Origin of the sequence: Streptomyces sp. SID8352, from assembly GCF_009862265.1 — a bacterium.
GTDB lineage: Bacteria > Actinomycetota > Actinomycetes > Streptomycetales > Streptomycetaceae > Streptomyces.
The window spans coordinates 105,325-117,665 of record NZ_WWGX01000011.1 but is presented as its reverse complement, the minus strand read 5'-3'; the positions used below and the strand labels follow the sequence as shown (position 1 = coordinate 117,665).

Annotated in this window: 8 protein-coding genes; 6 read left to right on the top strand and 2 right to left on the bottom strand. The window is 71.8% G+C overall.

The window, feature by feature from the left end; all coding sequences use genetic code 11:
- From GTY84_RS04070 to GTY84_RS04045, 6 genes are all read left to right on the top strand, one after another.
- Positions 1-732, top strand: a 732-nt coding sequence (locus GTY84_RS04070; RefSeq protein ID WP_161224694.1) for a phosphocholine cytidylyltransferase family protein, incomplete at its 5' end; no start/stop codon positions are given.
- Entirely contained in the window at positions 720-1,781 is a 1,062-nt protein-coding gene (locus GTY84_RS04065) for an iron-containing alcohol dehydrogenase family protein (RefSeq protein ID WP_161224693.1), read from the top strand. The genes GTY84_RS04070 and GTY84_RS04065, both read left to right, overlap by 13 nt.
- Before the next feature lie 242 nt (positions 1,782-2,023).
- The gene (gene rplU, locus GTY84_RS04060; protein WP_161224702.1) at positions 2,024-2,344 is read left to right on the top strand and encodes a 50S ribosomal protein L21; all 321 of its coding nucleotides are present in this window, start codon (positions 2,024-2,026) and stop codon (positions 2,342-2,344) included.
- Between the two features lie 14 nt (positions 2,345-2,358).
- On the top strand, positions 2,359-2,613 hold the full coding sequence (rpmA, locus tag GTY84_RS04055) for a 50S ribosomal protein L27 (protein ID WP_006132816.1): 255 nt from the start codon (positions 2,359-2,361) through the stop codon (positions 2,611-2,613).
- A gap of 102 nt (positions 2,614-2,715) precedes the next feature.
- Positions 2,716-4,152 carry a GTPase ObgE gene (gene obgE, locus GTY84_RS04050; protein WP_161224692.1) on the top strand — a complete coding sequence of 479 codons (1,437 nt, stop codon included), beginning with the start codon at positions 2,716-2,718 and terminating at the stop codon, positions 4,150-4,152.
- Positions 4,153-4,284: 132 nt separating this feature from the next.
- Positions 4,285-5,448: a glycosyltransferase gene (locus GTY84_RS04045; RefSeq protein ID WP_161224691.1), complete on the top strand. Its 1,164-nt coding sequence runs from the start codon at positions 4,285-4,287 to the stop codon at positions 5,446-5,448.
- Between the two features lie 128 nt (positions 5,449-5,576).
- Here GTY84_RS04045 and GTY84_RS04040 read toward each other — a convergent pair whose 3' ends face one another.
- Complete coding sequence (locus tag GTY84_RS04040) at positions 5,577-9,140, bottom strand: bifunctional glycosyltransferase/CDP-glycerol:glycerophosphate glycerophosphotransferase (protein WP_161224690.1); 3,564 nt, start codon at positions 9,138-9,140, stop codon at positions 5,577-5,579.
- 23 nt (positions 9,141-9,163) lie between these two features.
- On the bottom strand, positions 9,164-11,395 hold the full coding sequence (locus GTY84_RS04035; protein WP_161224689.1) for a bifunctional glycosyltransferase/CDP-glycerol:glycerophosphate glycerophosphotransferase: 2,232 nt from the start codon (positions 11,393-11,395) through the stop codon (positions 9,164-9,166).
- Positions 11,396-12,341: the final 946 nt, after the last annotated feature.

Here is a 12,341-nt window from a genome sequence, read left to right as displayed (position 1 = left end):
GCCGGCGCCGGCCGGCGTCTGCGCCCCTACACCGAGACGCTGCCCAAGGCTTTGGTGCCGGTGGGTCCGGAGGGTGCGGAGGAGAGCATCACGGTGCTGGATGTGGCGCTGGGGAATTTCGCGGAGGTCGGGCTGACGGAGGTCGGTGTGATCGTGGGGTACCGCAAGGAGGCGGTGTACGCGCGCAGGGAGGCGCTGGAGGCGAAGTACGGGGTGCGTCTGACGCTGATCGACAATGACCGGGCGGAGGACTGGAACAACGCGTATTCGCTCTGGTGCGGTCGGGAGGCGCTGGCGGACGGGGTGATCCTGGCGAACGGTGACACGGTGCATCCGGTGTCGGTGGAGCGGACTCTGCTGGCGGCGCGGGGTGAGGGGCGTCGGATCATTCTGGCGCTGGACACGGTGAAGTCGCTGGGTGAGGAGGAGATGAAGGTCGTCGTGGACCCGGAGAAGGGGGTGCGGCGGATCACGAAGCTGATGGATCCGGCGGAGGCGTCGGGTGAGTACATCGGGGTGACGCTGATCGAGGGGGGTGCGGCGGCGGATCTGGTGGACGCGTTGCGGGTGACGTTCGAGCGGGATCCGCAGCTGTACTACGAGGACGGTTACCAGGAGCTGGTGGACCGGGGTTTCCGGATCGACGTGGCGCCGATCGGCGAGGTGGAGTGGGTGGAGATCGACAACCACGAGGACCTGGCCAGGGGCAGGGAGATCGCGTGCCGGTACTGACGCGGCTCATCCCGTCACCGGTCGTCGTTGACATCCGCCCCGGAGCCCTCGACGACCTCGCCACCGTCCTCGCGGACCAGCGGGTCTCCCAGTCCGGCCGGCTCGCCGTCGCGATCAGCAGCGGCTCCGGCGCGCGGCTGCGCGAGCGGGTCGCCCCGTCGCTGCCCGGCGCCGACTGGTTCGAGGTCGGCGGCGGCACCATCGACGACGCGGTGCGGCTGGCCGACGCGATGAAGAGCGGCCGCTACGACGCGGTCGTCGGGCTCGGCGGTGGCAAGATCATCGACTGCGCCAAGTTCGCCGCCGCCCGGGTCGGGCTGCCCATGGTGGCCGTGGCCACCAACCTCTCCCACGACGGCATCTGCTCGCCCGTCTCGATCCTCGACAACGACGCGGGGCGCGGCTCCTACGGGGTGCCGACGCCCATCGCGCTGGTGGTCGACCTCGCGGTGATACGCGAGGCCCCGATCCGCTTCGTGCGCTCCGGGATCGGCGACGCCGTCTCCAACATCTCGGCGGTCGCGGACTGGGAGCTGGCCCACCGGGTCAACGGCGAGCGGGTCGACGGCCTGGCCGCCGCCATGGCCCGCCAGGCCGGGGAGGCCGTCCTGCGCCACCCCGGCGGCTGCGGCGACGACGGCTTCCTCACGGTGCTCTCCGAGGGGCTGGTGCTGTCGGGCATCGCCATGTCGATCGCCGGGCACACCCGGCCCTCCTCCGGCGCCTGCCACGAGATCAGCCACGCCCTGGACCTGCTGTACCCCCGGCGCGCCGCCAGCCACGGGGAGCAGGTGGGCATCGGTGCGGCCTTCGCCACGCATCTGCGGGGCGACGAGGAGGGCTCCCGGCTGATGGCGGACGTGCTGCGGCGCCACGGGCTGCCGGTGCTGGCCGGGGAGATCGGCTTCGACGACGACGAGTTCGCGCGGGCGGTGGAGTTCGCCCCGCAGACCCGCCCCGGCCGGTACACCATCCTGGAGCACCTCGATCTACCGCCCGGCCGGATCAGGGCGGCGTACGCCGAGTACACGGCCTCCGTCGGGGGCTGAGCCGCGCGGGGCGTCCGGGCTCCGGCCGTGCGCGCGGCCGGGCCGCCGGGCCCGGTTTGACCACGGTCCGACGGGACCGTAATCTTGACCGTCGGCGTGTCGACTGACCCGCCACATCCCCGTAAACCTTTTCCTTCCGGGTGAGGGCCGTCGCCGGCCGCCACCGGGAGAGGCCGTCCGCGTGTGTCACCGGGTGGCTGGACTGCGGGGGTGCCGTTCCCGAGCGAGAGAGTGAGATCCGCGTGTACGCCATCGTGCGCAGCGGCGGTCGCCAGCACAAGGTTGCTGTCGGCGACGTCGTCGAGGTTGACAAGATTTCCACCGCCAAGGTCGGCGACACGGTCGAGCTCTCGACCCTGCTCGTCGTCGACGGCGACGCGGTGACCAGCGACCCGTGGGTGCTGGCCGGGATCAAGGTCCAGGCCGAGGTCGTGGACCACCACAAGGGCCAGAAGATCGACATTCTGCGCTACAAGAACAAGACCGGCTACCGCCGTCGTCAGGGCCACCGCCAGCAGTACACGGCGATCAAGGTCACTGAGATCCCCGCGGCCGCGAAGTAAGGGACTGAAGAGACATGGCACACAAGAAGGGCGCATCGTCCACCCGGAACGGTCGCGACTCCAATGCCCAGCGGCTCGGCGTGAAGCGCTTCGGCGGTCAGGTCGTGAACGCCGGTGAAATCCTCGTCCGCCAGCGCGGCACCCACTTCCACCCGGGCGCGGGCGTCGGCCGCGGCGGCGACGACACGCTGTTCGCCCTGCAGGCCGGCTCGGTGCAGTTCGGCACCAGCCGCGGCCGCAAGGTCGTGAACATCGTTCCGGTCGCCTGACCCGAGCGCTTCGCGAGGCGGACCTCACTTCCCGGCCGGGAAGCGGGTCCGCCTTTCGCGTGTTGATACTGAGACATCCGCACTTTCTGGAGGCACCCCACCATGACCACCTTCGTGGACCGCGTCGAGCTGCACGTCGCCGCGGGTAACGGAGGCCACGGCTGTGCCTCCGTCCACCGTGAGAAGTTCAAGCCGCTGGGCGGCCCGGACGGCGGCAACGGCGGCCGGGGCGGCGACGTGATCCTCACCGTCGACCAGTCGGTCACCACGCTGCTGGACTACCACCACTCCCCGCACCGCAAGGCCACCAACGGCAGGCCCGGCGAGGGCGGCAACCGCTCCGGCAAGGACGGCCAGGACCTGGTGCTGGTGGTCCCCGACGGCACCGTCGTCCTCGACAGGGCGGGCAACGTCCTGGCCGACCTGGTCGGGCACGGCACCTCCTTCGTCGCCGCCCAGGGCGGCCGGGGCGGCCTCGGCAACGCGGCGCTCTCCTCCGCCCGGCGCAAGGCGCCCGGCTTCGCGCTGCTCGGTGAGCCGGGGGACCTGCGGGACGTCGTCCTGGAGCTGAAGACCGTCGCCGACGTGGCGCTGGTCGGCTACCCGAGCGCCGGCAAGTCCTCGCTGATCTCCGTGCTCAGCGCCGCCAAGCCGAAGATCGCCGACTACCCGTTCACCACCCTGGTCCCCAACCTCGGTGTGGTGACGGCCGGTTCGACCGTCTACACCATCGCCGACGTGCCCGGGCTGATCCCCGGCGCCAGCCAGGGGCGCGGCCTGGGCCTGGAGTTCCTGCGCCACGTCGAGCGGTGCAGCGTGCTGGTGCACGTGCTGGACACCGCGACGCTGGAGTCGGACCGCGACCCGGTCTCCGACCTGGACACGATCGAGGAGGAGCTGCGCCAGTACGGCGGGCTCGGGAACCGGCCGCGGCTGGTCGTCCTCAACAAGACCGACGTGCCCGACGGTCGGGACCTCGCGGAGCTGGTCCGGCCCGATCTGGAGGCGCGCGGCCTGCGGGTCTTCGAGGTGTCGGCGGTGGCCCACAAGGGACTCAAGGAGCTGTCGTACGCGCTGGCCGAGCTGGTCGCCAAGGCGCGCGCCGACCGCCCCCGGGAGGAGGCGACCCGCATCGTCATCCGGCCGCGGGCCGTCGACGACACGGGCTTCACCGTCACCCAGGAGGAGGACGGGCTGTTCCGGGTGCGCGGCGAGAAGCCCGAACGCTGGGTCCGCCAGACCGACTTCACCAACGACGAGGCCGTCGGCTACCTCTCCGACCGGCTGAACCGCCTCGGTGTCGAGGCCGCGCTGATGAAGGCCGGGGCGCGCGGTGGCGACGGCGTCGCCATCGGCCCCGAGGAGAACGCGGTCGTCTTCGACTGGGAGCCCTCGGTGACCGCCGGGGCCGAGATGCTGGGCCGGCGCGGTGAGGACCACCGCTTCGAGGCACCCCGCCCGGCCGCCCAGCGCCGCCGCGACCGCCAGGCCGAGCGCGATGAGCACCAGCGCGAGTTTGACGACTTCGAGCCCTTCTGAGTCCGAAAACGAACGCAACCAATTGTCCGTTACGTAATCTTGAATCAGTGTTCGCCCCGTGGTGAAACCGGTTGCCCCAGAGGGCGCTCTTAGGGAGAAAGTCCCTTTGTCGCGCGCTCTGGGGGAGACGATATGGGCTTCGCGCCCGCCGACACGCAACCGACCGACCACCCCAAGGTGTCGGTGATCATCCCGGTCTACAACGCCGCCGAACACCTGCCGCAGTGCCTCCAGTCGATCGTCGACCAGTCGATCGGCTTCGGCAGCGTCGAGGTCGTGGCGGTGGACGACGGCTCCACCGACGGGAGCGGTGCGCTCCTCGACGCCTGGGCCGATCGGCACCCCGGCCGGATCAGGGTGGTCCACCAGGAGAACTCCGGTGCCCCGGGCGGCCCCCGCAACCGGGCCGTCGCCATGGCACGCGGGGAGTTCCTGTTCTTCGCGGACCCGGACGACTACCTCGGCACCGAGGGGCTGGAACGGATGGTGGCGGCGGCCGAGCGCAACGCCTCCGACGTGGTGCTCGGCCGGATCAAGGGGGTGGGCCGCTCGGCCCCCGTCACCCCGTTCCGCCGGAACGTCGAGGGCGGTGACGTCTTCACCGCCAAGGCCGTCTGGTCGCTGACCGCCCAGAAGCTCTTCCGGCGCTCGCTGGTGGTGGAGCACGGGCTGCGGTTCGCCGAGGGCCTGCGGCTGGCCGAGGAGCAGGTCTTCGTCGTCCCCGCCTATCTGCTCGCCCGTTCCATCTCCGTGGTCGCGGACTACGACTGCTACTACCTCGTCCACCGCGACGACTTCCCCCACCTGACCCAGCAGGTGCCCGACCCGGAGCCGTTCTACGGCAACGTCCGCGACGTGGTGGAGATCGTCGCCCGGCACGTCCCCGCCGGTGAGCGGCGCAACTCGCTGCTCTACCGCTGGCTCAGCCTGGAGGTGCTCGGCCGCTTCGGGGGGCGGTTCGCCGCGCTGCCCGAGCCGACGCGCCGCCGGTACATGGAACTCGCCGACGAGCTGATGGACACCTGCTTCCCCGGTGAGGTGGTGGAGTCGCTGCCGCCGCTGGCCCGGCTCCGGTGCCGGCTGATCCGGGAGGGCTCCCTCGAGGAGCTGACCGCCCTGACCACCCTGGTCCCCCGGCCGAAGCAGGCGGCCAAGCCGAAGCCCGCGCCCGCCGCCCCGGCAGCCCCCGCCGCCGCGCCGTGCCGCACCCCGCGCCGCCGTTACACCCCGTCCCGCATCCTGGCCGCCGGGCGGCGGCGCATCGGGCGGCGGCTGCGCGGCACGGGGGACGGCTGACCGTCGGCGACCGGCGACCGGCGACCGGCGACCGGCGACCGGCGACCGGCGGGCGGCGGTCATGGGAACGGGCCGGGCCCCGCGCGTCGTGCGCGGGGCCCGGCCCGTTCCGGGGGCTCAGGGCCGGATCACAGCTCCCGGGCCTGCTCCAGCATCCGGTCCACGACCCGCGCCGAGGCGCCGCCGTCGTCCAGGTCGCAGAAGAGGTGGTGGAAGCGGTCGAACCGCTCCTGGTACTCCGTCCGCACCCGGTCGACGTCCCGGATCGCGTCCACCAGCTCCTTGGAGTTGTTGATCAGCGGTCCGGGGGAGTCCTGCTCGAAGTCGAAGTAGAACCCGCGCAGCGTGTCCCGGTAGTGCTCCAGGTCGTAGGTGAAGAACAGCATCGGCCGCTTCAGGTGCGCGTAGTCGAACATCACCGACGAGTAGTCCGTGATCATCATGTCGGCCGCGAGGTAGAGGTCCGCGATGTCCGGGTACTCCGAGACGTCGAAGACGAACCCGTTGCCCGCGCCCGGCACCGCGTCCACCACGTTGGAGTGGCGGCGGATCAGCAGCACGTGGTCGTCGCCCAGCCGCCGCCGCGCGTCGTCCAGATCGATGCGCAGGTCGAAGCGGTACTGCCCGGCGCTGTGCGACTGGTCGTCCCGCCAGGTCGGCGCGTACAGCACGACCTTCTTCCCGGCGGGCAGCCCCAGCCGCTCCTTGACCCGCTCCGCGATGCCGTCCCGCTCGGGCGAGTACAGGTAGTCGTTGCGTGGGTAGCCCGCCTCCTGGATCTCGCCCTCGTAGGAGAAGGCGCGCTTCAGGATCGGCGTGGAGAAGCGGTTGGAGGAGACGAGCAGACTCCAGTTCTTCGCCTCCAGCGCCAGGCGGTTCTGGTACTCGCGGTCGAAGTGCAGCGTCTCGATGTCGTGCCCGATCTTCTTCAGCATCGTGCCGTGCCAGGTCTGCACGATGACCTGGCCGGGACGGCGCACCACCCAGTCGGGCAGGTGGGCGTTGGTGACGATGTAGCGGCTGGAGGCCAGCGCCTCGTACCACTCCCGGCCCCACATCCGGACCGGCTCCACGCCCTCGGGCAGCGTGACCTGGCCGTCGCGGACCGCCCAGAGGTGCTTCAGCTCCGAGCCGCGGCGCACCAGCTCCTCGTACATGGCGCGCGGGCTGTCGGAGAACTGCTTGCCGTTGTAGCTCAGATAGAAGACCTGCTCCTTCAGCGGCTGCTGGAACAGCGGCTCGTAGACCTCGGCGCGCAACTGCCGCTGGCGGTACGGGCCGCGCTCCAGGTCGCTCAGCTCGGAGCGGGCGTTGAGCTGCGGGAAGTCGCCCCAGCGGTTCTCCAGCCAGTAGCGCCGGCCGCGCAGTTCGGCCTGGACCGGGAAGGCGTCGGAGGCCAGCCGGTCGATGACGAAGGGCACGTCGGGCACGCCCTCCTCGTCCGGCCGCAGGAAGATGTTCCAGCGTCCGGCGCGCAGCGGCGCCCCGCCGTCGCCGCCGAGGAGGGACGGGTCGAAGGCCACCTCGAAGCGGCCGTCCTCGCCCCAGGTGGTCTCGACGAACCGCTCCTCGTACCGGCTGCGCGGCTTGAGCAGGAAGCGGGAGCCGGTGAGCCGCGGGTCGACCCGGGCGGAGAGGGTGATCCGCCCGTCTTGGACCTCCGCGCCCTCGAGCACGGCCCGGCGGGTGCGGCCGGAGAACTTCAGGAAGCCGGTGTGGCCCGCGATCACCGCGACCTGCACCAGGTGCGCCTGCTCCCCGAGGGAGTCGGGCAGCGGGAACTCGGCGTCGCCCAGCCCCTCGCGCATCACGGTGCCGAAGCGCCGCTCGCCGCCCCGCGCGTCGGTGGCGACCAGCACGGTGGACCAGGTCCGCTTCTCCGGCTGGGCGATCTCGTCGACGCCCTCGTGGAAGACCAGGGCCACGTCGGCGACCGGCACCAGGACGGAGAACTCCTGGCGGTCCCCGACGCGTTCGACGGTGACGGGGTAGTCGAAGGTCTCGGCGCCCTTCTGGTTCTTCACCCGCAGCGTCACCCGCTCGCCCTCGGCCAGCGGCTCGCGGATCTCACCGCTCACCCGGATCCGGTCGCCCTCCAGGGCCCGGTCGGTGATCAGGGCGCGGACCTTCTCGATGCGCAGCTTCAGCGCGCCCCGCTCGACGGCCGGCATCAGCCGGAAGTCCGGGCTCAGCCAGTGGTACGGCGGGAAGTTGCACGGCGCGCCGCCGCTGGAGTGGACGGAGTGCCGGCGCACCAGGCCGGAGGCGAAGATGCCCAGGCCCACGTGCCAGAGCGCCTCCTGCCACTCGCCGCCCTTGCGGAGCTTGGCCGGGTCGAGGGTGACCTCCCAGCCCGCCCAGTCGTAGTTGTAGCGGTCCTGGCCGGAGTTGGTGGTGACCTCGGGGCGCTGCACGCCGCGGGCCGGCAGCAGGACGCGGCGCCGGGAGCGGTCCTTGCGGAGCTGGAGGACCTTGACCGAGGAGTGCCGCGAGGCCAGGTCGATCTTGTCGATCCAGGCGTTGCCGGACAGCACCAGCTTGCCGTCGACCCACTTGATCTCCTGGAGCGGGGCCCGCATCCTCAGGTGCTGGTCGATGCGGAGGGCGCCCCGGGGGAGCTGGAGGTCCGCGCCGGCCAGCGAGGGGAACGAGGCGTACTTCCGGAGCAGACCGCTGACCTCGGGCGTCTCCCGGCGGCGCTGCCCGGCCAGGAGGGCGATCAGCTCCTCCATCTGGTGCTTGCGCACCAGCAGCCACTGCACGCGCAGTTCGGCCGGCAGCTCCATGACGAGCTTGGGGTCGATGCTGTCGAGGAAGCGGTTGGCGGAGCGCAGGAACTCGGCGCGGTACTCCTCGTCGCCGTCCGGCACCACGTTGAGGAAGAGCCGCAGGTCGTCCATGAGGACGCGGGTGTCGTACTCGCGCTTGAGCCGGGCGTTGGTCTCACCGCTCCGACCGGCGAGGAAGGAGCTGATCTCCATCACGGAGGTGACGCGGTCGCGGACACCGGCCGGGTCGGTGCGGCGCTGGGTGATCGAGGGGGCGGACTCGCCCTCGCGCAGCCGCCAGTAGTAGCAGGGCTCCGAGATGACGTCGACGTTCTCGGCCAGGTAGTGGGCCCGCAGGGTGACCGGGGTGTCCTCGTACAGCCGGCCCTCGGGGAAGGCGAAGCCGTGCTTGTCCCAGAAGGAGCGGCGGAAGACCTTGTTGCAGGCGATGCGGTCGGCGACGAGCTTGGCGTAGCGGGATATGTGGGTGCTCACCCGGGCCTCGCCGGCCAGCATCCGCATCAGCGGGACCTGCCAGGACTTCTCGCCCTTGAGGTGGAAGACGTTGCCGGTGGCGAAGTCGGAGCCGCTCTCGTCCAGGCTGCCGACCATCAGCCGGTAGGCGTCCGGGGGTATGAGGTCGTCGCTGTCGACGAAGGTCAGGAACTCCGACTCGGGCGACAGCTGGGAGGCGCCGGTGTTGCGGGCCGCGCCGAGTCCGCCGTTCTCCTTGCGTATGAGCTTGAACCGCGGGTCCCGGGAGGCGTATTCCGCGGCGATGTCGGCGGAGCCGTCGGGCGAACCGTCGTCCACCATCAGGACCTCGAAGTCGCGGAAGGTCTGCGCCGCGAGCGAGTCCAGGCAGTCGGGGAGGTAGCGCTCCACGTCGTAGATGGGGACGATGACACTGAGCCGAGGGGCCATGGCTTGGTGATCTCCTTTCCGGGTCAGGCCCGCTCGACCGGTGCGAGCGCCTGGGCGGGGGTCGGGGCGTGGGAGCGGTCGTCGAACGGGACGATGGGCAGGGGGCTCTCGTCACCGAGGAAGACGCGCCGGACGACGCGTTCGGCCGCGTGCCCGTCGTCGAACTCGCAGAAGCGACGGCGGAAGGCGTCCCGCAGCGCGGTCGTCTCCGGGCTGTCGTAGGCGCCCGACGCGAGCAGCCCGATCAGTTCCGCCTGGGTGGTGGCGACCACGCCGGGCGGCTCCCGGAGCAGGTCGAAGTAGGTACCGCGGACGGCCGAGTACACGTCCCAGTCGGGGACGTAGCTGATGACGGGCCGGTCCAGCACGGCGTAGTCGAACATCGCCGAGGAGTAGTCCGTGATCAGCGCGTCCGCGGCGAGGTACAGCTCCTCCACCCGGGCGTGCCCGGAGACGTCGAGGACGCGTCCGGTGCGGCGCAGCTCCGCGATGTGCGGGGAGCCGCCGTAGAAGTAGTGGCCGCGGACCAGCACCGTGGCGTCCGGGCCGAGTTCGGTGGCGAGCCGGGCCAGGTCCAGCGGCGGGGTGAAGCCCGGCTGGTACTCGCGGTGCGTCGGCATGTAGAGGAACACCCGGGCGCCGTCGGCCAGTCCCAGCGCCGCCCGGGCCGCGCGCACGTCCTCGGCGGTGGCGTTGACGAGCACGTCGTTGCGCGGGTAGCCGGTCTCCAGGGTGGTGTACGAGCAGGGGTAGACCCGCTCCCACACAACCGTGGAGAACCGGTTGGAGCTGACGCTGAAGTCCCAGCGGTCGCACCGCTCCAGGAGCTTCTCGAAGTCCATGTCGGTGGAGGCCGGGTACTTCTGCTGGTCCAGGCCCATGGTCTTCAGCGGGGTGCCGTGGTGGGTCTGCACATGGATCTGGCCCTCGCGCTTGACGACCGAGTCCCCGAAGTTCACGTTGTTCACGAGGTACTTGGCGCGCGCCACGGCGGCCCAGTACTCCCGTGAGCCCACCCGGACCGCCCGCACGCCCTCCGGCACCGCGGCCGCGGACTCCGGCCGGATCGCCCAGACGCGGCGCATGTGCGGTGCCCGGCGGGCCAGTTCGGCGTCGATGGCGGCGGGGTTGCAGGAGACGCTGCGGCTCCAGTAGGCGGAGAACAGCACCAGGTTCTCGTCCAGCGGCAGCCGGAGCTGCGACTGGTAGAAGGCGCCCATCGCGCCGCGCTTGGAGCGGTTGATGGCGGTGCGGGCACGGGTCCGCACGCGCCGGCGGAGCTTCACCGCGGCCAGGGCGCTGACCATGGTGGCGTAGGCGTCGCGCTCCAGCAGGGCGTACTTGTGGCCGCGGCCGGCGGCCGGGCGCTCGAACCCCTCGGGGAGGCGGGCGCGGTAGTCCGCCGAGGCGCGGTGGAAGAACTCCGCCCGCGCGTCCTGCGGGAGGCGGCCGGGGCGCTCCAGGACGGTCAGGTAGTGGTCGGCCATCTTGCGGAACAGCGGCGCGCGCCACCGGGCGAGTTCCTCGTGCGCGTCGAGGTAGTCGAAGACCCGCTGGTACTGGTCGAATACGTCGAAGTGCTTGCGGCTGACGGTTTTGAGGATGTTGCCGCCCTCGCGGCGCTGCCGGTAGAGCACGCAGACCCGGTCCAGGACGGCGATCCGCTCGGCGCTGATCATCGAGCAGAACGTCCAGGGGGCGTCCTCGTAGTACCCGGGCGGGAAGGTCAGGCCGGTGCGGGTGATGAAGTCCCGCCGGTACGCCTTGTTCCACACGATCTGGAGCAGGTCCAGCAGTTGCGGGCGCTCGGTGAGCGGGAAGACGTCGGGGCCCTGTGCCTTCAGCAGGTCGGCGCGGAGGTTGGGGCGGACCCGCCCGTCCCAGTAGGTGCGGGCGTAGTCGAAGACGAGGATCTCCGGCTCGCCGGTGGCATCGATCCGGTCGCTGATCGCGGACAGCGCGCCGGGGGACAGGGTGTCGTCACTGTCCAGGAACAACACGTAATCGCCGGTGGCCTTTTCCAGCCCCGCGTTGCGCGCCCGCCCCAGGCCGACATTCTCCGTGAGGTGAATCACATGAATGCGGGAGTCCCGTGCCGCGTACTCGTCGAGAATTGCGCCGGACCCGTCGGGTGAGCAATCGTCGACCGCGATGATCTCGAAGTCCGCGCGGTCCTGTCCGAGTACGGAGTCGAGGCACTCGGGCAGATAGCCCTGCACCTTGTAGACCGGGACGACGAGAGAGAGTTTGGGCATCCTTACAACCTGTTCCGAGAACTGACCACGGGACCGCGGGCTGGTGCCCGGAAGCGTTCCGGGCGCCGGTGGGCCGGGAGCGCGCCGCCGCATCAGCGTAAAGGATTCACGTGGAGTTACCGCGGGCACGGTAGCCGGACGGCCCGTGCCGTGCCACCGAGGCAAATGCCCCGCGCGGGGCGGATGAATCGCCCCGGGCGCCGCGCGGGGAGAACTTCCTCACATCCGGGAACCTGTTGGGCTTTCCGTACTTCCGGTCCCCCGTGTCCCGCGTGCCCCGGCGGCTTTCCCCGGCACGGGAACGGGTCCGCGCGCGGGCCCAACTCCCGGGCGGCGCCGGGCGGAACGAAGGGGCCGGTCACGGGACGAACGGGACACGCGGCGAGGCGGAAGGGGCGGGAGGTCCCCGGGGCGGGGGCGGGGGACGCGCGCGGCAGGTGTCCGGCGGCCCGGGGCCCGGCCGTTCGCCGGCCGCGCGGGACGGCGGCCCGCCGGCCCCTCGCACCGCACCGGCCGACGCCACGGACGGGTCCGGCGCCGCGGACGGGACGGCGTGATTCGTGACGAGGCTGTGACAGGTACGGGGGTGCGGTCGGATGAGCGGCGGGGCGGCCGCTCCGCCGCGGCGCGGGGCGACTGCCGAGGGGTGGGGGCGCCCGCGGTCCCAGCGGGGCGGCCCCGGGTGCGGGGGTGGCGCGATAGGACGGGCGCGACAAGGGGGCAGGCGCGGTGCGGCGGCGTGGGCGTTCCGGGCGCCGCCGCCCCGGCGCCGCCGGGTGCGGCGTGCGGAGGTGGAAGAGGAGCGGCGCGGCGAGCGGCGGTGCGCGAACCGACTCGCGTCACGGCTCGCTCCGCCGCAGCGGCGGGCCGACCGTCGGGCGTAGCTCCCGTAGCTCCTGCGGCTCGTGCGGCTCCCGCAACTCGTGCCCGGTGACGTCGGTGCGGG